Here is a 22005-nt window from a genome sequence, read left to right on the forward strand (position 1 = left end):
CCTATCCAAATGAGACACAATCACCATGCTGTAGATACAACAGATTTTGCTTGAGTACACCTAAATCTCTCGCGTCATCGAAGCCTTCTACAACAACGGGTCTGTCTTTTTCAAACAAAAGCGGCCAAATTGTCTCAAGATCAATCTCACCTGTTCCGAGTGGCACATGCAGCTTGGATGCAGTAGCGTCACTCACGTGGATTTTATCCACCCCTTCCAGCTCCCGATAAAATTGCGTCAGGGAACAGGAGAGCGGGACATGGGCGATATCAAAGGTCGCAGTAGTCGGGTATGCGATTGCCGCTCGCAAACGATTGAGGTCTTGTGGCGTAACAATCATCTCCTTGGGGAGCGGTTCAATATGCTCAATCGAGAGGATACAATCCTTTTGCTGGGCTTCGTACGCCAGTTCATTTACGCTTTCAATCAAGAACTCCTCATGCATACCCCTGTTTTTGGAGGTTAAGGTAAAGCGTCCTGGATGGATCGTCACACTTTTGGCTCCAATCTCAGTAGCCAGAGCAATCGATCGCTTTATTTCTGCAATGGACTGCTGGCGTATTCCGCTATTCAGCGAGCATAGATTCAAATCCCAGCTCGCCGCATGCAGGGTCAGCTTCATTCCTACACGCTTCGCTGCCTGCTGAATCTCCCGTGCATTGCTCTGATGAAACCAGACATGCTCTGCCCATACTTCCATGCCGGTAAATCCATACTGCCTTGCAATCAGAATGGCGGCCTCTACCGGGTACGCCCACATTAGTGTTGATGAAACATACAGCATGTCCACCACTCCTTTACTTCACGCGGCATCGGAACACTTCCAACAGGTGTAGAGTTGCGAGAGCCATGTCCGTGAAAGTCACTGCCTCCCGAGCGAATCAGCTGATGCTTTTTTGCCTGACGCTCCCAAAAAGCCATTTGCGCTGCTGAATGCTTCGGGTAATAGACCTCGATCCCGTCAATCCCGTATTCAAGCAGGGCATCCAGCTTTACCTCAAAAGGATATATCCCTGGATGAGCGAGAATCGCTATGCCTCCTACCTCGTGCGTTACCTCGATAGCTTCCTGTGCGGAAAAGACCGGTCTTGGCACATACGCGGGTGCACCTTTTCGCAAATACGCATCGAATGCTGCCTGTGGTGTTGAGCTGTATCCACTCTCTACTAATACTTCCGCAATATGTGTTCGAACGATGATCCCGCCTTTTGCACGGACCAGACAATCCTCGATGGTAATCGCCAGCCCCAGCTTGTTGCAGCGCTCGACCATCTCTGTGGCCCAATCAATCCGCTCCTGCTGTCTGCGATCCATCAGATGCAGCAGACGCGGATCGGAAATATCAAAGCCGTAGCCCAGTATGTGCAGCTCGTCTTCCGGCCCTTCTGTATTCCATTCGATTCCGGGTATCACTCCGATCCCCAGCCGCGTGGCTTCCTCTCGCGCCAGTAAATAACCGTCCACTGTGTCATGGTCGGTAATGGCCAGATGAGTCACGCCCCGTTCTTTTGCCTCTAGCAGCAGCTCCTTTGGCGTGAGCTTACCGTCAGAAGCAGTGGTGTGCATATGCAAATCCACAATGACCACCTCTTTCACTTGCTTTCATTGTAGATTTGAATTTTTAATCCCATATAAAGCGCTGAACAAGGTTTGATAAAAAGAAAATGCTGTCGTGGCGGGTTTTTGTATGGCTAGGCACATGCATTGTTTAGGTTTGGTTAACGATTTACACAATCTTTACAAAACAGGTGGGGGGGAGGGAAGTGATGCGATTAGTTCGGGCTGTAGTGGAGGAGAGGAAAAAGGAGAAAAGGCTCCAGATTCTTGGAACACTTGCTTAGGGGTCATTCCTGCACAGCTACATGAAAAAAGCGAAACCGCGTCCAAAAGTGGCAGGTTCAGAATGTATTTCAGAGGTGGACGCTTAAATTGCGTGTTTCGCTTTTTTCATTTCGCTTCGGCTGTGTTCCAAAGATCTTCGCTTTTCTCCTTTTTCCTCTCGACAGCTGTTGGCTGTCCTCGCAGCACTTTTTGATGGGCGACAAAATAAAAAAGCTCTTACCCGTGATTTCCGGGCAAGAGCTTTCGTTATTTTCTACTGTTTATACTACGTCGTAGCCTTGTTCTTCGATGGCTTCTTTAATAGCTTCGAGGGTTGTGCCGTTTTCGTCGTATGTTACTTCTACTGTTTTGGCTGCGAGGTTTACTTTGCCTTCAGCTCCCAGCTCTTTCAATGTTTTTTCAACGGTGTTTACGCAATGGTTGCAAGACATGCCTTCTACGTTCAATGTGATGTTTTTCATTTCTCAATCTCTCCTTTTGAGCTTTATGTTTATAGGGTATGCGGACATGCCGCGTGTTACTTCTTTTATTGGCTGCAGGCGATTACAGCTTTACCCGTTGCAGTCGCAGTGCATTGAGGACTACGGATACGGAGCTGAATGCCATCGCTGCTCCTGCGAGCCAAGGAGCCAGGAATCCTAGAGCTGCGAACGGAATTCCCAAAGTGTTGTAGGCAAATGCCCAGAACAGGTTTTGCTTGATGTTCCGGATGGTGCGTTTGCTCATTTCGATTGCGTCAGCGACACTCGTGAGCTCGCCGCGCATGAGAGTAATATCGGCCGCCTCCATCGCCACATCTGTTCCTGTTCCGATCGCCATACCGATATCCGCAGTGGCGAGCGCTGGAGCGTCATTGATTCCGTCGCCGACCATGGCTACCTTTTTGCCTGCTGCTTGCAGCTTTTTCACTTCAGCTGCCTTGCCTTCGGGCAGGACTTCGGCAATTACGTGATCAATACCTGCTTCACGTGCGATCGCCTCGGCAGTTTGCCGGTTGTCGCCCGTCATCATGATGACCGTAAGTCCCATTGCCTTCATACGTTCTACTGCTTGCTTCGAGGTTGGTTTAATCGTATCGGCTACGGCAATCAGTCCTGCCAGCTTACCATCGACGACAGCGAGCATCGCCGTTTTTCCCGATTGCTCCAGGCGAAGCATCGTATCGGTAACAGCCTGATACGAAATCTGATTTTGCTCCAACAGTCGGCGAGTACCTACCAAAACTTCTTTACCCGCTACTACAGCTCGAATACCAAAACCGGGAATCGCTTCAAACGAAGTGGTGTCCGTCAAAGCAATGCCTTTTTCTGCTATGCCGCGAACAATGGCTTGCGCCAATGGGTGCTCGGAATTTTTCTCGGCAGCTCCGACAAGTGCGAGCAATTCCTGCTCCTCGATATCAAAGGTAATGACATCTGTCAGCTCAGGCTCACCTTTTGTAACAGTGCCCGTTTTATCAAGAACGATCGTATCCAGGTGATGGGCAGTCTCAAGATGCTCCCCGCCTTTGAACAGAATGCCCAGCTCAGCCGCACGTCCTGACCCTGCCATGATTGAGGTTGGTGTCGCAAGACCAAGTGCACACGGGCAAGCAATAACCAGGACCGCAATAGCTTTTTCCAATGCTTCAGCAAAATTGCCGGGCATGACTGCGAAATACCAGACCAGGAAGGTAATGATCGCAATTCCGACCACAATAGGAACGAAAATCCCAGAAATACTGTCTGCCAAACGTTGAATTGGAGCTTTGGTACCCTGTGCCTCTTCTACAACCTTGATGATTTGCGCCAATGCGGTTTCTTTTCCTACTTTTGTCGCCTGGACCTTCAAGAAGCCGTTTTTATTGAGCGTGGCACCGATGACCGTATCTCCAGCTGCTTTATCTACAGGAATACTTTCCCCAGTCAGCATGGATTCATCGACAGCTGATTGGCCTTCCAAAACAATTCCATCTACAGGTACTTTGTCACCGGGCTTCACATGTACGATATCGCCCAGTCGAACATCCTCTACGGGTATCGTCATTTCGACGCCATCCCGAACGACTACTGCTGTTTTCGCTTGCAATCCCATCAGCTTGCGAATCGCTTCTGATGAACGACCTTTGGCCTTTACCTCGAATAGTTTACCCAAGAGGATTAACGTGATCAAAACGGCGCTGGTCTCAAAGTAAAGCTCAAGCATATGGCCATGAGTACCAATCGAGGAAATGGCTACATACAAACTGTAAAAGTAAGCGGCTGATGTACCGAGAGCGACGAGCACATCCATGTTGGCACTCTTGTTACGCAGTGCTTTGTACGCTCCCACGTAAAACTGTCCCCCGATAATGAATTGAACCGGTGTCGCCAAAGCCAGCTGCACCCACGGGTTCATCAAAAATTCCGGCAGCCAGATGAACGAGGTGAAGGAAAAGTGACTTACCATCGACCACAACAGTGGCAGTGAGAGCACCATGGAAATCCAGAACTTCCTCGTCTGACGCTGAATCTCTGCTGCGCGGCGGTCTACCTTTTCCGCATCATTGCCCTCTTCCTTGCGAGCAGCCTGGTAGCCGAGCTTTTCAACCTTTTGGATCAAATCGGACACGCCGATATGGGATGAATCGTACTCGACTGTGGCCATCTCCAATGCGAGATTGACGTTGGCCTTGAGAACACCGGGCATTTTACTCAGCCCTTTCTCAATCCGGGTCGAACAAGCGGCACATGTCATGCCAGTGATATTCAGCTCTACCTTGTCGGCTGCGACTCCGTACCCGAGCGATTCAATTTTTGTGCGTATATCATCGAGGTTAGTTATTGCCGGGTCATAGACAACTGTCGACTTTTCCAGAGCCAAATTGACATTGGCAGTCTCTACGCCACCCATCTTCTTCAAGCCCTTTTCAATTCGAAGCGCACATGCGGCGCACGTCATTCCTGTAATCGGAACAGTCGCCTCTGCTGTTTTGGCACTCATTTTTATTCCCCCGTCACAGATACCCTTGCGGGGTATATTTTATCGTATTGTTCCCCTGCAGGTCAATTCTTATCACACCCTTATAATACAATACCCCCCCAAGGGTATATCAAGTGGTTTTTTGCCTAAAAACAAAAAAATCTCTCCATAAGCGGAGAGACTGGCCATTCCTACTGTGAGAACTCATCCAGCCACGCAGATAATTTCCCTAGAGGTTCTGTATTCAGCTCGTAAAATATTCGTTTTCCTTCGCGATGCTCCACGATTAAACCCGCCTGCTTCATTTCCTTTAGATGATAGGACAGCTTGGAGTCAGATAAAACCTCCATTTTTCGAAGAATATCTTTTGGGCACAAAGCTTGCGGATTTTGTAAGGAGGCAGGAGACTGGCATTCTTCATCTCTTCCCTTTTTTAAAAGATGTATGATTTTCAGGCGAATCGGGTCACTCAGGGCTTTGATAACTGAAATGATTAACAGATCGTCATTTGTATTCATGCTTTTATTATAGCGAGAGAGCATTGACATTTCAAATTATATTGAAATATAATCATTTCAACTTATTTTGAAATAAAGAGAAAAGAGATGGTCACATGCCATTTATCCTTCTTCTTCTTGCTGGAATGATGATGCCGGTGCAATCTGCTGCCAACGTTCAGTTACGCAGTGCCGTTGCCTCACCTTATCTCGCTTTGGCAATTGCTTATTTTATCGGATTTCTTCTGTTGACTGTCCTGTGCCTCACACAAAAAAATACCCTGTCTTCCCTATTTCACGCTTTACAAGCAAAGCCATCTTGGGCATGGCTTGGAGGGGCAATCGGCGTCATTGCGGTTCTGGCAAATTTGGAGGCAGTTCCTGTTTTAGGTGCTGCTCTTACGTTTGCTCTCATTTTGACAGGACAAATGGTGATGTCTATCGTTATCGATCACTTTGGTTTTTTTCACATGACCAAAAGAAAGATAAGCGCTGCGCGCCTTATCGGGATTGCTTCCGTTCTGGGTGGTATTTTGCTCATTCGATTTTTTTGACCGTGAAAAGGAGGCTCACTTCCCATGCTGTTTATCTGTTTCGTCATTCTTGCCGGAGCCACTTTACCCATCCAGGCAGCGGTTAATGTCCGTTTGCGCCAGCTTACTTCTTCCAGCTATTCGGCGGCAATGATCTCGTTTCTCGTCGGCACCTTGACTCTCATTTTGCTTACACTCACTTCTGAACAAATCAAACCATCAAATTGGCATCTCTTGACGTCTTATCCTTGGTGGATGTGGATCGGCGGTTTTATTGGCGTCATCATGATTTTAAGCACAACCTACTGCTTGCCCAAACTCGGCTCAGCCCTTACCTTTTCTCTCACTTTAATTGGTCAGATGCTCATGGCGGTGATCATAGATCATTTCGGTCTGCTTCGCATGCCAGTTCACGAAGCCTCTTTGCCGAAAATAGCAGGAATTATCCTGATTATTACGGGTGTCTTTTGCATCCAGTACAAAAATAGTGCTACCAGCAAACAAAAAGCCCTCGGTTGATCCCGAGGGCTTGGTCTATCCTTTATTATTTGCTTTCGTTTGCTTTTTGCTGGTAAGCAACCGCTACCTTCGCAGCTACTTCTGCATTGTGCTTCACCAGTGCAATGTTTGTTTGCAAGCTTTTGCCTGCTGTCAGTTCTTTCACTTTTGCAAGCAAGAACGGTGTCACCTTTTTACCAGCGATGTTGTTCTCTTTTGCTTCCGTGAGAGCTTGCAGGATTACTGCTTCAATTTCTTTGTGATTCAGAGCGTCAGACTCAGGCACTGGGTTTGCGATGATCATACCGCCCTTGAGGCCCAGATCCCATTTTGTATTCATCAAAGCTCCCACTTCTTCAGGAGTGTCCAGACGGAAATCTACGCCATAACCGCTTTCGCGAGCAAAGAAGGACGGGAATTCAGCTGTGCGATAGCCTACTACAGGAACCCCTTGTGTTTCCAGGTATTCCAGTGTGCGACCGATATCCAGGATAGATTTTGCGCCTGCACATACTACCGCTACGTTTGTTTGCGCCAGCTCAGTCAGGTCAGCAGATACGTCCCATGTGATCTCACCATCGCGGTGAACCCCACCGATACCGCCGGTTGCAAACATGTGGATGCCTGCCAGCTCAGCTGCAATCATGGTAGCCGCTACTGTTGTCGCACCGATTTTACCGCTGGACAGGATGTACGGGAAGTCACGACGGCTCACTTTTTCTACGGATTGGTTGGTCGCAAACTCTTCCAGCTCAGCCTCAGTCAAACCGATTTTGATTTTGCCGTTCATAATCCCGATGGTAGCTGGCACTGCTCCGTTATCGCGAATGATTTGTTCTACTTCTTTTGCCATCTCGATGTTTTGCGGATATGGCATACCGTGCGAAATGATCGTTGTCTCAAGTGCAACTACCGGCAAATTGTTCTCCAGTGCATGGCGTACTTCTTCAGTAAAGGTTAAGTATTGTTTCATTTCTTATCGCTCCTTTTCGTATTGTTCAACTGTCCGTTCCAGTTGATCTGCTTTGAGTAATGGGGATACCGATTGCTCCGTTTGCAAGGTCAGGGCAGAAGCTGCCAGTCCAAGGCGACAAGCTTTTTCGAACGTTTCTCCATTCACAATCCCGTACAACAGCCCAGAAACAAAGGCATCTCCTGCTCCCGTCACGTCAACTACTTCTGTTGGATACGGGGTCAAATGCTCCGATACGTTTTCCGATTGATAATAAATTCCTTGCTCACCCATGGTAACGATAACGTGTTTGACGCCTCGTTCCCTGATCTTGGCGCACGCCTCGGCACATTCCTCGATCGAGCCGATCGTCATGCCGGATAACAGCTCCGCCTCTTCGCGATTGGGCAGTATCGCTTCTACTCCGTCCAAGCGCTGTGGCAGCTTTTTTGCTTTTGCAGAAGAGACTGGGTCAATGAACAGCGCAATGCCTTCCTCTCGGCACCGCTCGATGATGTAAGCCAGACAATCCTCAGGTACGTTTGTATCGAGGAAAATCGCGCTGGCTGCTGCAATATGCGACCATTTCTCCGCGAACATTTCTGGCGTCAGTGCATCGTAAATATCCATATTGGCCAGCGAGACGACCATTTCTCCGTCGATATCCAGTAACGCCGTGTAGGTGCCTGTCCGCTGAGCCTTTAAACGCCATACCTGGCTAATATCTACATCGTACTTTCTCGTCTCCTGCACGATCCATTCGCCTTCCTTGTCTTCACCAATGCTGGTAAAAAGGGAAGTATTGCAGCCGAGTCGTCCCAGATTTTCGGCGATGTTTCGCGCCACCCCTCCGCACGACTCCATGATCGTAACCGGATTGGATGAGTGCAGACGCACCTTTTGCTTCCCTCGCGCTTTACGGTCCAGATTCGCTCCGCCGATGCAAGCGATCAAGCCTTCGTCGCGCAAAATATAGGCACGTCCTTTGATTTCGCCGCGCTTGGTTAGCTGGGCAATATAGCCTGCGACAGCCGAACGGGAAATCCCGATCAGGTCCGCTAGCTCCTGCTGGCTAATAAAAGGATTGTGCCGAATATGATGCAAAATCTGCATTTCTTTGTCCACAGTCATCCTCCTTTCTCGTTTGTTAGCATTCACAGCTTTCGTTTACAAACAAAAGTTTATCACAAGGACAATTGTTTGTAAAATAAAAAATCGTAAAGTGCACACTTCCTTGGACTGGATACGGATGTTATTTTGCATAGTCGCAAAGACTATTCCATGAAATAAAGCCAAGGGGGATTCTAATGTCTGAAAAGCGTACTTCCATGAAGCAAAATAAGCCAAAGGAATACTTCTATTTTGACCTGTCAGATGAAGGACATGAAAAACTTTTGCAAAAAGAACTCACCGAAGCAAACGATAATCCCCTAGGCCCTTTAGATGAAGTAACGAAAATTGAGTACTAACATCCCCGCTACCTTTCAAGTCCTGACGGCCACAATTGCCTCAGGTTTTTCTTTTTTCTGGACCCGAATTGACAAGTTCACTCACATCGTGTACGATTATCTTAAATTAAAGATATTTAAATTTCCTTTGATCTGAAAGGAGGGGCATTCATGTCGGAGCAATCGATACGTAATGACTCCCTTGATCTTTTTGTCGTTCTTTCACGTTCATATAACTGGGTGATGGCACATTCCAATCGCAATATTCGTCAGCATGGGCTTAATCCAACGGAGTTTGGTGTTCTGGAGGTTCTCTACCATAAAGGACCACAGCCTTTGCAGCAAATTGGGGAAAAGATCCTGATCTCCAGTGGAAACATCACTTACGTTGTGGACAAACTAGAGAAGAAGCAGCTATTGATTCGCAAGCCCTGTTCTGCGGATCGCCGTGTCATCTATGCAGAGCTAACGGAAAAAGGAAACCAGTTTTTGGCTGATATTTTCCCCTCTCATCAAGAGATCATTGAACAAGCGGTGAGCGGTCTTACTCCTGAGGAACAGAGACAAGCGACTGAACTGCTAAAAAAGCTGGGGCGTGCTGCGCAGGATAGCTATTAGAGTAAAAGTAAAAGCTGAAAGCGCAAAAAAGGTATTGACAAAATACCTTGCTCATAATAATCTTAAAATCAAGATTTACATTTTAAAAGTTAGTGACTTACAATTCGAAAGGGGAATATTTACTTCATGAGTAACGTACTTTTTATTAAAGCAAATGATCGCCCAGTTGAACAGGCTACTAGCGTAAAGCTGTACGAAGCTTTCGTTAAATCCTATAAAGAGACTCATCCTAACGATACAGTTACTGAGTTGGACCTGTTCGCAGAAAACCTGCCATACTACGGTAACGATCTGATCACTGCAATGTTCAAAGCAGGTCGCGGCATGGAGCTGACTGCTGAAGAACAAAAAGGTGCAGACTACGTTAACAAATATTTGAACCAATTTGCTGCAGCTGACAAAGTAGTGATCGCGTACCCAATGTGGAATTTCACCGTACCTGCTGTCCTGCACACATACATGGACTACCTGTCCCAAGCAGGCAAAACATTCAAATACACTGCTGAAGGTCCAGTTGGTCTGATGGGCGACAAAAAAGTAGCTCTTCTGACTGCTCGTGGCGGCGTATACTCCGAAGGTCCAATGGCAGCAATCGAGCTTGCTAGCAAATATGTGAAAACAATCCTCGGCTTCTGGGGTATCAGCAACGTGTCTGAAGTGGTTGTAGAAGGTCACAATCAATTCGCAGACAAAGCAGAAGAAATCATTCAAGCTGGTGTTGTAAAAGCAGCTCAACTGGCGGAAACTTTCTAAAGGCCCGCCAGCCTTTTTTTCACGTAATATCTCAAATTCAAAATACTATAATTTAAAATATTTAAGGAGAGATGAAAAATGATGGATCTTGGTTTGCTTATTATTCGTTTGGTGATTGGACTGTTGTTCGTCGGTCATGGTGCACAAAAACTGTTTGGCTGGTTTGGCGGTTATGGATTAAAAGGAACGGGCGGATGGTTAGATTCAATTGGTGTAAAGCCTGGTGTCGCTATGGCGCTCGTTGCCGGACTTGGTGAGCTTGTCGGCGGTCTGTTGTTCGCAACTGGTGTTGGATTCTGGGCGGGTGCGATTCTGATTGCGATTACCATGCTCGTAGCCATTGTAAAAGTACACGGTCAAAACGGTCTGTGGGCAACCCAAAACGGCTATGAATACAATCTTACTTTGATTGTTGTTGCTATCGGTCTTGCTTTGGTTGGACCTGGCGCATACGTTCTGTTTTAATAAATAAGCAGTGAAATCCCGAATACGATCGTAAACGCTAAGGGAGGAAATGACCAATGGATATTCAAGTCTACACGCAAGCTTATCAAGCACAAGGACATTTCGGAAACGGAGAAATCGTAGAATACAAACCGATTGGCTTTCCTCGCGAAGACTCTGTCGTCAAACGGGTTGGACCACTGTTCTACTGGGCTTGGGCCAAATCTTTAAAAACCTTTGAAATCCCTCTGCACCCGCACTCAGGCTTTGAAATTCTTTCTTATGTACTGAACGGAACCGTGGGTCATCGTGATACGCTAGGCAATCTGCAAGAAGTGACTACCGGTGGCGTGCAGATTATGCAAACAGGCTCTGGCGCACAGCACGCGGAAGAGCTGGGTAAAGATACAGAAATGTTCCAAATCTGGTTTGAGCCGCATCTGGCGAAGAGCACAAAGCTGCCACCGACCTACAATCAATACGATCACGAGGACTTTCCTACTGACGAGGTAAACGGTGTCATTGTGAAGAAAATCATTGGGCAGGCAGCACCGATTCAACTGATTACCGACTCTTTGATGAGTGATATCACGATCCCGGCAGGACAATCGTATGAGCTTGACTTGCCAGCAGATTATGCACACTCTGTTGTAGTTGTCTCAGGTGCAGGTACAGTCACAGATGGAAAGGCACCTACAGCACATGCCGTTACGATGAACAAAGGGGATTTCGTCGTCGCCTCAGCTGAGAAAAATAGTACTGCTGTTTATCAAGCCTCTGCTGATGCTCCGCTCCGTCTGGTACTGATTCAAGTCCCAACGGAAGTCGACTATCCGCTCTACCGCAAATAATCTCGTTTACAACCATGCAATTCTTCCCTCTATCTTTTATGTAAGACCGTTCCTCCTGGGACGGTCTTTTTTGCATAAATTTCCTTTTGGTTTGAGACATTATGTAAGGAACTTGAACATGTGAGCATCGATTTGGAAAGGAAGCGAAACGTGGAAGATATCGTAATGACCAGAGCTGCTTTTGGGACAACTATGGCTTTTCACATCATCTTTGCCACCCTCGGTGTAGGACTCCCATTGATGATTCTGCTCGCAGAAATTTTGTTTTGGAGGACCAAGGATCGCGATTATGAAACCATGGCCAAGCGTTGGACAAAAGCACAAGCGATCCTCTTGGGAGTCGCAATCCCCTCGGGTACGATTGCAGGTGTGCAGCTTTCTCTCCTATGGCCGGGGTTCATGGAGGTAGTCGGTAAAGTGATTTCGCTCCCCTTTCAAATTGAGATCTTTGCCTTTTTTCTAGAGGCTTTATTTATGTCGATTTACGTGTACGCTGCACATCGCCTCTCCCCTGCCATGCGCCTACTCAGTGTGTTTATGGTGCTGGTTGGGGCCACAGCATCAGCCATCCTGATTACCAACGTCCATGCCTTCGAGGGCACACCTACCGGATTTCGCATCGCCGATGGAGAGATTGTCGATGTAAATCCGTGGGCTGCTTTTTTTAATCCCAGCTTTTTCGTCACCGCCGGGCATGTCACGGTATCCGCGTATATGACAGGGGCCTTTGCGATCGCAGGTGTGGCAGCGTGGAAAATGCTTCGTGCTGAAAAAGGCGGGCGCGTCTATTCCTATCATCAAAAGGCATTGCTGGCAGGCCTCATCGTCGGGGGCACCTTCTCCCTTTTAACGGCATTAAACGGCCATGAGTCCGCACAGCTTTTGCATCGGTATCAACCTGAAAAGCTCGCTGCCGCAGAAGGACTATTTGAAACACAAGCGTACGCTCCGTTAGCCATCGGCGGCTTTACGGACCCGCAGACCAAAGAAGTCAAATATGCCGTGGAAATTCCGTGGGCACTCAGCTTTTTGGCAGCCAACCGATTTGACGAGGTGGTAGTGGGCCTAAATGATTTTCCGAAAGAATTATGGCCTCCTCTCTATATCCACACGTTGTTCAACGGTATGGTCGGCATCGGCAGCCTGTTGATCGTCGTAGGCTTTTTAGGCTTTGCCTGGAAAAAGCTATTGCGCCGCTCCCAGTTCCCCCGCTGGGTGCTATGGGTGTTCGTCGCAAGTGGTCCTCTTGCCCTGCTCGGAATCGAATTTGGCTGGATTTTCGCCTGTACCGGACGCCAGCCATGGGTCATCTACCGCGTCATGAAAACCGCGGATGCCGCTACCCAAGCAGCTGGCGTCTCCACTTTTTTCTGGATATTTCTCGCTATCTATCTGTTCCTTGGTATTGTCACACTGCTCGTTTTTCGCAGCTATTTTGGTCGCCATCCACTGGAGCTCGAGCCTCTTCCCCATCCAAAGGAACGCCATGCCGAGTAACAACTATCTACTAACGGAGGACCGTGATGACCGACACGATAATTGCGATTACGCTGCTTTGGATTTTCGTTGTAATCTACTCTGTTGCCGCCTCTTTTGATTTTGGCGCAGGCTTTTGGTCGATGATTTACTTGAATCACGAAAAAACCAAAGCCACCTCTATCGCGAACCGCTACCTTTCCCCCTCGTGGGAAGTCGTGAATGTGTTCATCGTCTTAATCGTCGTTGCCCTCGTTACGTTTTTTCCCGGTGCTACCTATACACTCGGCAGTGTTTTGCTCATTCCTGGCAGCCTGGTACTGTTGCTAATGCTGATTCGCAGTGCCTTCATGGTCTTTAGCCATCTGATCCATAAATACGACAAGACACTGAGCATCGTATCCGGGATTACAGGCATCCTGGTCCCGGCCCTGTTGATCAGCGTACTTCCAGTGACACAGGGAGGCTTCATCCGCTCAACCGACGGTGTTGAGAACTTGGACTGGGGCTTGTTTTTCACCAGTCCACATGTCTATGCCTACATCTGTCTGGCTGTTAGCAGCACCCTGTTCCTCTCCTCCCTTCTTTTGGCGGACTACTCATACATCGCAGGAGAAAAGCAGGCCTTTTCCGTTTATCGCCGGGACGCCACACTCCTGGGGCCGATTACGCTTTTGATGGCGCTTGTAACAGTAGTGACGATGAAAGTAGAGGCGCAGTGGCTATACAGCAGAATCATTACCTATTTGCCTTTGCTTTTGGCATCTGTCGGCTGTTTTTTCATCGGCTATATCGCGCTGCTCCTCCCGCAGAATCGTCGCTATGTACTTCATCTGCCGAGAATCGCAGTAATTGCGGTCACCATTCAGTATTTGCTCGCCAGCTACGTGTACGGCGCTGCGAGATTACCGTATATCGTTTATCCACATGTGACGATTGAATCGAGCTTTACGCATCCCGATACGTTTCATGCGCTGTTTATTTGCTATTTGGTTGGTTTTGCTGTTTTGATTCCCGGATTTATTTACTTCTGGCGTCTGTTTATGAAAGACGAGCACTATGTCAGGCAAAAGTAGAGAGCGCCAGATATCTGCTCGAGCCCTCCCAAATAAGCGAGGCTGCGTCCCTTTAACGGCGCAGCCTCGTTTTATTATTAAATGATTTTCTCTTCGCCAATCATCATTTTTTGCTCGAATGGAGCAGTCAGCACAATCAAAGTATACGAATTGCCGAAGTCACCTGTGCGCTCTGAAAACTGAACCAGCTCTTCCGTAGACGCCGTGACAACCTTTAGCATGTAATTGTACTCTCCACTGATTCGATACATATCCGTAACTTCTGGTGCCTGCTTGCAAAAATCAATAAAGGCCGTGCACTGCTTCGTCCGAAACATGACAAAAGCCGTTGTAGTTTTACCCAGCTTGGCCTGCGAGATCGAGGCATGATAGCCCGTAATAACCCCCTGCTCCTCCAGCCTGCGAACCCGCTCCTTCACCGCGGGCTGCGTCATCCCGATAATTCTCCCCATTTCAGCGAGTGGAATCCTTGAATTTTCGTGCAGCAAACTAATAATTTGATAATCAACCTGATCCACTTGCATCATCCTTTCAATTTCATAAGCACACACTTCAAAACATCTTGCATCTATAAACAAAGTATCTCTAAATACCTTGATTCATGTATGTAAATTATAAGAATTGTTTCGTAAAATGTCACTACATTACTTCTTCTTGCACCCGCGCGCAGGGCTAGACAAGAAAAGACTTCCGCACGAGGAGTGAATATTGCCATGCCCACCCATATTCTTATTTTGATTTTAGCTATCGGTGAATTTATGATCGGTACTACTGAATCGATCGTCACAGGTATTATCGGCATGGTCGCAGATGATACCGGAGTATCGGTTTCCCTCGCAGGGCAGCTTGTCTCGGCATTTTCACTTGCCTTTGCTTTTGGTTCGCCCCTATTGATCGCACTTACTGCAAGAATGGAGCGCAAAAAGCTCCTGCTCTTGACCCTGATCTTGTTTATCGCAGGAAATTTGCTCGCGTTTCTCAGCTCAGGCTTTTCGACACTGATGGTCTCCCGTGTTTTTCTGGGGCTGATTGGTGGTGTATATACGGTGGTAGCTCTGGCCCAAGCAGCAAACATGGCACCTCCCGAGAAAAAGGGAAGAGCAATCGCCGTGATTCTCATGGGCTTCAGCGTTTCTTTGGTACTCGGAGTACCTGCTGGCACACTACTAGGCGACGCTTGGGGCTGGCGTCCGATTTTCGCCATCATCGCAGCTGCGACTGTCATTCCTTTTATCGCTATTTGGCTATACATGCCCAAGCAACAAGCACAAAAATCAGTCCCGCTGCGAACACAGCTCGGCATTCTCAAAAACCGCCGCGTCCTGTTGGCACTCGGCATCTCCTTTTTCTTCGTCACAGGCTATTCAACCGCCTATACGTATATCACTCCACTTTTACAGACAGCAACAGGCATGACAACCGCCTGGATCAGCACGACCTTGCTTCTGGCAGGCGTGGCGAGTGTAGCAGGCTCACGTATCGGTGGAATGTCTACAGACAAATGGGGAGTTCGTCCAACGCTGTATATAAGCTTGCTGGCTCACGCTGTCATTTTGTTCGTCCTGCCCCTTTCCGCCCAATGGTTCATAGGGGCTATCATCAGCATCATGATTTGGGTCGGTGCTGTCCAATCCACCGTACCCGCCCAGCAGTATTATCTCATTACGCTGTCTCCTCACTCATCGGAGGTCGCTCTCAGCATCAACACCTCGATCTTTCAATTAGGCTTGGCAATAGGTGCTGGTTTAGGAGGGCTTATCGTCGAGCACACCTCTATCCTCAATCTGGGCTGGGTAAGCGGTATCTTGGTTCTTGCAGGACTTAGCTTTGCTTGGATGACCTTTTCCCAGCAAGAAAAAGAAAAGGCAGCAGTACTACAAGCTTGCTGTAATGAGTAAGTCGTTCACCACAACAAACCCGCCAAGGCAACAGACAGCCTGGCGGGTTCTTCATCTGTTCTATTTATACGAGAGCTGGTTCTTGCTCCAGCATCGTTCCTTCCTGTGCATAACGTACGTGCCAGGAAAAAGCTTTCTCCAATACATGCGGAGTATGTCCTCCGCGAGTGAGTGCTTCCGCGTAATAGGCACGCAGCTGATCACGATAAAGCGGATGAGCACAGTTGTCGATGATCTTCAGTGCGCGCTCACGAGGAGCCAGTCCACGCAGATCAGCAAGCCCCTGCTCGGTCACGATGATATCCACATCATGCTCTGTATGGTCCACGTGGGACGCAAACGGTACGATACTGGATACTTTTCCACCCTTGGCAATCGACTTGGTGACAAAGATGCCTAGTCGTGCATTGCGAGCGAAATCGCCAGAGCCTCCAATTCCGTTCATCATTTTTGTACCAGAAACGTTAGTTGAATTGACGTTGCCATAAATATCGGCTTCGATTGCGGTATTAATCGAGATCAAGCCCATGCGACGAATTAGCTCCGGATGGTTGGTGATCTCCTGCGGACGAAGCATCAGCTTGTCACGATAGGAAGAGAAGTTGTCCATCACTTGCTTCATCTTGTCTGCTGTGAGCGTGATCGAACAGCCCGAAGCAAAAGAAATTTTCCCTGCATCCAGCAAGTCGAACACCGCATCCTGCAGCACTTCAGAAAAAACAGTCAGATCGGTAAATTCCGATTCCATAAATCCGTTGAATACAGCATTGGCAACCGAGCCGATCCCGGATTGCAGTGGAGCGAGGCTATTTGGCAATCGCCCTTGCTTCACTTCCAAGCGCAAAAACTCGATCAAGTGAGCTGCGATTTGGGCCGTTTCCTCATCTGGCTCCGCAATCGTCGAAGGCGAATCCAGTTGATTGGTTATCACGATTCCTTTAATTTTTTCGATATCAACAGGAATACCTACGGTTCCGATCCGCTGATCCACAGTGGTGAGTGGGATTGGTCCACGCTCTCCTTGTCTGGCTGGCGTGTAAATATCGTGAACGCCCTCCAGCTCAGGCGATTGAGCCAGATTCAATTCGATAATGACATGCTTGGCATACTCAACGAAAATATTCGAATTCCCTACAGAAGTAGAAGGAATAATCATGCCATCCTCAGTAATTGCAACCGCTTCCACAACCGCGTAATCAATCGGTGCCATGACTCCTTCACGGATTAACTCCGCGGTGTGGGACAGATGCTGATCCACAAACATCAGGCTGCCATCATTAATTTTTTTGCGCATCACCGGGTCTGCCTGGAAAGGAAGACGCTTCATGATGATTCCTGCTTCAGCCATGACTGCATCCACGTCAGACCCGAGTGAAGCTCCTGTATATACGTTCACCCCGAAAGGCTTGTTCTCTTTTTTGGCTAACTCCGCTAATGCGAGTGTAACTACCTTGGCATCACCAGCACGCGTGAAGCCACTTAACCCGATCGTCATGCCATCCTCGATAAAGCCCGCTGCTACCTCAGCTGTCACGATTTTATCTGCCATTCGTTTATCGCGTAAGCGCTCCCACATCATTGTGACCCCCCTGCCAATTCTTTGTTGTCCTATACACTATCACATGAATTCTGAGCGGGCACTCGATTTTGGGTAAAGCAGAATATTTATGCGGCGAAGTAGCATTTTTGACAGCGAATCGTTCTCACTAGATGACTAATCAAAAGCCAAGCAGTTGCCGAAAAGCGCTGGCATAGGTCTGACTGACAGGCACACGCGTTTTTTGCTTATCCTTCATCTCCAGCATAAACGTCGAGTGAAAATGCGGATGGATAAAGCCGATGGATTCCATATTGACGAAATAAGAACGATGACAGCGCACAAACCGCTCCGATGGAAGCATGTACTCCAGCTCAGCCATACTGTACTTGTTGGCGAACGTACCGCTTGCTGTATGCAAAAGCGTTTTCCCTTCGTTCGAGCTGATGTACACGATCTCATTCAGTGGAATTGGCAGCCAGCCATCCTCCCCTTTGCCGATCAAAAACGGAAGGCGTGGTTCGGGATTTACTAGAGGCATCGTTTGCACAGGATAAATCGCGGTGATACACCCCATCACCTGTCCATGTCGAACGAGCGGCAAGGACAATCCATAATAAGGCACACCAAAGACGCGACTCTCGACTTGATGACCCACTTTCCCCATTTCATTCAATGCCCGATGTGTAGCAGAGCCAATCGGCACCTGATCACCCGGAACGATTTTCAAATCTACCGTTGAGCTTGGCTGGTAGTAAAGGTATTTTGAGCCATCTGAAATGGCAACGGATACTCCTTCAGGAACAACTTCACCAATCATTTGCAACACTTCTGGAACCAATGTGTCTTCCATGAAGACTCCCCCTGCTCCTTTTTCTCTCTTTTCTTCTATTAAACCATAGATAGGTACCCTCTGATCAATCCTTGTCTTACCAACCATATACACAGGAATTGTCCCGTTCAAAGTCACTTGTTGTGCTATCATGAAAGCAATTGTTCCTAGTAAAGGCGGTGCCTCATGAACAACACCATCGTTGTGATTGCAAATGCGATAGACACACTTGAATTTTTGTTAAAAGAACTGCGGGCTTATTTGGAGCCATACTGTCGTGTAATCGGCTATGTCAGCTATGAGCACATTCCAGACCTGCGAGGAGCCGCACACATCTTCATCACCTCCAAGTCACCGCTTCTCTATACCATCGCGCGTCAAGCATCAGCCGATGAGGTCCCGATTACGGTATTGAATCGCTTTTTTGAGCTGCGCAAAATTAAAGCCTTGATGCAAATACCTCCGGGAACGACGGTACCGGTGATGAACAACTCGCCTGTCAGTGCCCAGGAAGTAATCGATAATCTTTTAGAAGCCAATATTGATCACTTGAACTATATTCCTTTTCATCCAGGTTGTACGTTTGATGATGCAAACACATACGCCATTATCATGAGCGTGCCTGATGTACCACTGCCCCCACATGTTGAAATCATTGACCTCGGGTTTCGCAAAATTAGCATTCACGACCTAATCGATACGGGACGCAAAGTAGGTGTGCCAATCGAATGGGAACGCGAATACTTGTCCAAGTTCATCGTAGAAATGTCGGAGCTGGCCAAAATGCTTGGCACCTCCTACGCTGAAGTCCAAAAGCTGAACAGTCAGCTCCAATCTACTTTTCAGGCGGTCAAAGATCCCGTTATTGCCTGCAATGAGGATGGACTGATTACTTTCATTAATGACGTCGCCGTGGAGTTGTTTTGTCCACAGGACACTTCCATCATCGGGCGCTCTTACACCCTGCTCAAAGAACACGACCTGCTGACCCCATTTTTCGAGCATGAGGGGCAGGAAGATACGCTGGTCACCATCGACGGTCGGCAATTTATTGTTAGCGGCCAAAGTATTCGCGGGAGCCAGGAGCATCTGGGATTTGTCTGTACGTTTAAAGACGTCACGGAAATTCAGCGCTTGCGTACCCAGCTCACCTTACGCGGTCACACGGCCACCTATTCGTTTTCTGATATAAAAGGGGAAAGTGAGCGATTGACTCACGCCATTGAACTGAGCAAAAAGATGGCCAAAAACAACCAGACCATACTCCTGCTCGGAGAAAACGGAACAGGTAAAGAGCTGTTTGCCCACGCCATTCATCAGCACTCTCTGCGGAAAAACGGCCCATTTGTCGCGATCAACTGCGCCTCTCTGCCGGAAAACCTGCTTGAGAGCGAGCTGTTCGGATATGAGGACGGAGCATTCACTGGCGCACGAAAAGGTGGTAAGCCAGGCGTGTTTGAGCAAGCGGACGGCGGGACCATTTTCCTCGATGAGGTCGGAGATATATCTCCCTCGATTCAAGTAAAGCTGCTCCGCGTGCTACAGGAAAAGCAAGTCATTCGCGTAGGCGGAACCGGGGTACTCTCTGTTGATTGTCGCGTAGTTGCAGCGACCAACCGCGATCTGGAGGATGCTGTCTCACAGGGGCAATTCCGCGAAGACCTGTTTTATCGCCTGGCTGTTCTGCCGATTGAAATCCCATCGCTGCGTGAGCGAATCAGCGACCTTCCCCTGCTCATACAAGACCATCTGGATAAGCAGGGCATACGGAAAACCTGGTCACCTGAAGTCATGGAGCTGCTGCTCAGTCACGATTGGCGAGGAAACATTCGCGAGCTGAAAAATGTCGTGGATTACGCCATTACCGTATCCGAACAGCCTGTGATCAATATGCACGATCTGCCTAAACGACTCATTGATCGCGTATTCCGCAAGACCGCACATGAAATTCCTGTGACCATCGCGGATGATCGGGACTTGGATATTCTTTCTTGTCTGTATCAATACTACACAGCAAACAAACCAGTGGGACGCTATCAGCTTGCGCATTCCCCGGCTCTAAAAGCTACAGGCTGGACAGAGAGTGCCCTTCGCAACAAGCTGAAGCATCTGGAGCAGCAAAACCTGGTGCAATCAGGCACGACCCGCCAAGGAACCACGATTACTCGAGAAGGAATTGAGGTGCTGCGTCAACACGGGCGGATTTGAGGGCAAGAGAAACGAATATTAGGCTGTATTAGGCTGAATAAAACCTAATAAACATTCCTAAAAAACAGATGGGCGTATCCGCTTACATCCTCAAATCCAAGAAAAGTGCCTTATTTCGCTACATTTCGACAGTTGGCACGCCCCTTGCTTGTATATTCCGAAAAAAAGCGAGGTGACCTCATGGCTACACAACATTCATCTGAGCAGACAACACCTGCTAAGAAACGTTTTTCTGTGCCACACACTTATGCCATTCTCTTTATCATCATTATTTTGGCAGCGTTAGCATCCTATGTCTTGCCGACAGGAGAGTTCGAACGCGTCAAGGACGCCGCTTCCGGTAAAACCATCGTTGTAAATGGTAGCTATCATGAAGTAGAAAGCAGTCCAGTCGGATTTTTCGACATGTTTAAAGCCATTCCAGACGGGATGCAAAAAGGCTCACAAATCATCTTTTACATTTTTATCGTCAGCGGTGTATTTGGAATCATCCGTCAGACCGGAGCAATCGAGGCCGGTATTAACAAAGGGGTTCGACATTTAGAGGGTAGGGAAAAGCTTTTAATCCCCGCTTCCATGTTCCTCTTCTCTATCGGTGGCTTTACGATGGGGATGGCTGAGGAAAGCATCATTTTCGTTCCAATCGGAATCGCCTTGGCACGTGCTATGGGCTTTGACGCCGTAACAGGTACTGCGATGATTACCATGGGGGCAGCGAGCGGCTTCATGGGAGGTATGCTCAATCCGTTTACGGTAGGTGTCGCCCAGTCTCTAGCCCAGTTGCCATTGTTCTCTGGTCTCGCCTTCCGTGCAGTTGTCTATGTATTCGTTCTCGCTTTTGCGATCTGGTATGTCATGCGGTATGCGTACCGCGTAAAAGCTGATCCAACCAAAAGTGTAATCTACGCAATCGAAAAACAGACCAGTACCGAAAATGTAGAAGTAGACATCCCTGATCTGAATGCTCGTCACAAGCTCGTCTTTTTGGTTATGGTTTGTGGACTCGCGATGAACGTCTACGGTGTATTCAAATACGAATGGTTCCTGACTGAGCTGACCGCTTCGTTCTTGATCATGGGTCTGGTTGCCGGTCTCGTCGGTGGTCTCTCCGTCAACAGCCTGTTTGACTCCTTTGTCGCTGGCGCAAAAGCAGTTACGTTTGGAGCCCTGATCGTTGGTTTTGCCCGTGCCATTACGGTTGTTTTGGAAGACGGAAAAATTATCGATACGATGATTAACGGCTTGACCTCGGCTATCGGGCATCTGCCTGACGCTGTAAACGTCATTGCCATGTTCCTGATTCAAGCAGTACTGAATCTCTTTATTTCGTCTGGCAGTGGACAAGCAGCTACAACTATGCCGATCATGGTACCGATCTCTGACCTCTTGGGCATCCAACGTCAAATCGCTGTACTCGCCTTCCAATACGGTGATGCTGTAACCAACTCCATTATCCCTACGTCCTCTGCACTGATGGGATACTTGGCTGTAGCAGGCATTCCGTACGAGAAATGGGTTAAATTCATTTGGAAATTGCTCTTGGGATGGGCAGTCATCGCCTGCGTTGCCCTGATCGTTGCCGTCATCATCGGCGTTTCCTAA

The 22005-nt window shown here is 48.2% G+C and carries 22 protein-coding genes; 12 read left to right on the forward strand and 10 right to left on the reverse strand.

All coding sequences use genetic code 11. The features are described 5' to 3' along the window. Position 1: 1 nt before the first annotated feature. From C3B52_RS19930 to C3B52_RS19955, 5 genes are all read right to left on the reverse strand, one after another. Positions 2-784: a sugar phosphate isomerase/epimerase family protein gene (locus tag C3B52_RS19930; RefSeq protein ID WP_103108154.1), complete on the reverse strand. Its 783-nt coding sequence runs from the start codon at positions 782-784 to the stop codon at positions 2-4. Further along, positions 760-1578 (reverse strand): PHP domain-containing protein, encoded by an 819-nt coding sequence (locus C3B52_RS19935; protein WP_235615787.1) that lies wholly within the window; start codon positions 1576-1578, stop codon positions 760-762. The genes C3B52_RS19930 and C3B52_RS19935 overlap by 25 nt, the downstream gene beginning before the upstream one ends. A 524-nt stretch (positions 1579-2102) precedes the next feature. After that, entirely contained in the window at positions 2103-2303 is a 201-nt protein-coding gene (locus C3B52_RS19945) for a copper ion binding protein (RefSeq protein WP_103108156.1), read from the reverse strand. Positions 2304-2385: 82 nt separating this feature from the next. Then, positions 2386-4803, reverse strand: a complete 2418-nt coding sequence (locus tag C3B52_RS19950; RefSeq protein ID WP_103108157.1) for a heavy metal translocating P-type ATPase — start codon at positions 4801-4803, stop codon at positions 2386-2388. Positions 4804-4973: 170 nt separating this feature from the next. Then, entirely contained in the window at positions 4974-5330 is a 357-nt protein-coding gene (locus C3B52_RS19955; RefSeq protein ID WP_103108158.1) for an ArsR/SmtB family transcription factor, read from the reverse strand. A 65-nt stretch (positions 5331-5395) separates the two neighbouring features. Here C3B52_RS19955 and C3B52_RS19960 point away from each other — a divergent pair, with 65 nt between their 5' ends. Continuing rightward, positions 5396-5833, forward strand: coding sequence for a DMT family transporter (locus tag C3B52_RS19960; protein ID WP_103108159.1), 438 nt, complete (start codon positions 5396-5398; stop codon positions 5831-5833). A 24-nt stretch (positions 5834-5857) separates the two neighbouring features. Next, positions 5858-6331 carry a DMT family transporter gene (locus tag C3B52_RS19965; RefSeq protein WP_103108160.1) on the forward strand — a complete coding sequence of 158 codons (474 nt, stop codon included), beginning with the start codon at positions 5858-5860 and terminating at the stop codon, positions 6329-6331. 25 nt (positions 6332-6356) lie between these two features. Here the strand turns inward: C3B52_RS19965 and C3B52_RS19970 are convergent, their stop codons facing one another. Both C3B52_RS19970 and C3B52_RS19975 read right to left on the reverse strand, forming a co-directional pair. After that, entirely contained in the window at positions 6357-7283 is a 927-nt protein-coding gene (locus tag C3B52_RS19970) for a pseudouridine-5'-phosphate glycosidase (RefSeq protein ID WP_049742413.1), read from the reverse strand. 3 nt (positions 7284-7286) lie between these two features. Beyond that, positions 7287-8387: a carbohydrate kinase gene (locus C3B52_RS19975; RefSeq protein WP_103108161.1), complete on the reverse strand. Its 1101-nt coding sequence runs from the start codon at positions 8385-8387 to the stop codon at positions 7287-7289. 182 nt (positions 8388-8569) lie between these two features. Between C3B52_RS19975 and C3B52_RS36540 the strand changes: the two genes are divergently transcribed. From C3B52_RS36540 to C3B52_RS20005, 7 genes are all read left to right on the forward strand, one after another. After that, positions 8570-8731, forward strand: coding sequence for a hypothetical protein (locus tag C3B52_RS36540; RefSeq protein ID WP_164684839.1), 162 nt, complete (start codon positions 8570-8572; stop codon positions 8729-8731). A gap of 150 nt (positions 8732-8881) precedes the next feature. Then, positions 8882-9328 (forward strand): MarR family winged helix-turn-helix transcriptional regulator, encoded by a 447-nt coding sequence (locus tag C3B52_RS19980; protein ID WP_103108162.1) that lies wholly within the window; start codon positions 8882-8884, stop codon positions 9326-9328. A 126-nt stretch (positions 9329-9454) separates the two neighbouring features. After that, positions 9455-10081, forward strand: coding sequence for an FMN-dependent NADH-azoreductase (locus tag C3B52_RS19985; RefSeq protein WP_103108163.1), 627 nt, complete (start codon positions 9455-9457; stop codon positions 10079-10081). A gap of 78 nt (positions 10082-10159) precedes the next feature. After that, complete coding sequence (locus C3B52_RS19990; protein WP_103108164.1) at positions 10160-10546, forward strand: DoxX family protein; 387 nt, start codon at positions 10160-10162, stop codon at positions 10544-10546. Positions 10547-10602: 56 nt separating this feature from the next. Next, complete coding sequence (locus C3B52_RS19995) at positions 10603-11376, forward strand: pirin family protein (RefSeq protein ID WP_103108165.1); 774 nt, start codon at positions 10603-10605, stop codon at positions 11374-11376. A 165-nt stretch (positions 11377-11541) separates the two neighbouring features. Then, entirely contained in the window at positions 11542-12873 is a 1332-nt protein-coding gene (locus C3B52_RS20000) for a cytochrome ubiquinol oxidase subunit I (protein ID WP_103108186.1), read from the forward strand. Between the two features lie 26 nt (positions 12874-12899). Beyond that, entirely contained in the window at positions 12900-13928 is a 1029-nt protein-coding gene (locus C3B52_RS20005; protein WP_103108166.1) for a cytochrome d ubiquinol oxidase subunit II, read from the forward strand. A gap of 77 nt (positions 13929-14005) precedes the next feature. Here C3B52_RS20005 and C3B52_RS20010 read toward each other — a convergent pair whose 3' ends face one another. Beyond that, entirely contained in the window at positions 14006-14446 is a 441-nt protein-coding gene (locus C3B52_RS20010) for an Lrp/AsnC family transcriptional regulator (RefSeq protein ID WP_103108187.1), read from the reverse strand. A 195-nt stretch (positions 14447-14641) separates the two neighbouring features. On the opposite strand from C3B52_RS20010, the gene C3B52_RS20015 reads away from it, so the two are divergent. Further along, entirely contained in the window at positions 14642-15826 is a 1185-nt protein-coding gene (locus C3B52_RS20015) for an MFS transporter (RefSeq protein ID WP_103108167.1), read from the forward strand. A 64-nt stretch (positions 15827-15890) separates the two neighbouring features. Here C3B52_RS20015 and C3B52_RS20020 read toward each other — a convergent pair whose 3' ends face one another. Both C3B52_RS20020 and C3B52_RS20025 read right to left on the reverse strand, forming a co-directional pair. Next, on the reverse strand, positions 15891-17402 hold the full coding sequence (locus tag C3B52_RS20020; protein WP_103108168.1) for an acetyl-CoA hydrolase/transferase family protein: 1512 nt from the start codon (positions 17400-17402) through the stop codon (positions 15891-15893). A 142-nt stretch (positions 17403-17544) separates the two neighbouring features. Then, a complete protein-coding gene (locus tag C3B52_RS20025) occupies positions 17545-18216 on the reverse strand; it encodes a LytTR family DNA-binding domain-containing protein (protein ID WP_103108169.1) in 672 nt (223 codons plus the stop codon). A 165-nt stretch (positions 18217-18381) separates the two neighbouring features. Between C3B52_RS20025 and C3B52_RS20030 the strand changes: the two genes are divergently transcribed. Together C3B52_RS20030 and C3B52_RS20035 are read left to right on the forward strand one after the other, a co-directional pair. Continuing rightward, the gene (locus C3B52_RS20030) at positions 18382-20403 is read left to right on the forward strand and encodes a sigma-54 interaction domain-containing protein (RefSeq protein ID WP_103108170.1); all 2022 of its coding nucleotides are present in this window, start codon (positions 18382-18384) and stop codon (positions 20401-20403) included. 180 nt (positions 20404-20583) lie between these two features. Then, positions 20584-22005 carry a YfcC family protein gene (locus C3B52_RS20035; protein ID WP_103108171.1) on the forward strand — a complete coding sequence of 474 codons (1422 nt, stop codon included), beginning with the start codon at positions 20584-20586 and terminating at the stop codon, positions 22003-22005.

The sequence above is a fragment of the Brevibacillus reuszeri genome (assembly GCF_002897295.1).
GTDB lineage: Bacteria > Bacillota > Bacilli > Brevibacillales > Brevibacillaceae > Brevibacillus > Brevibacillus reuszeri_A.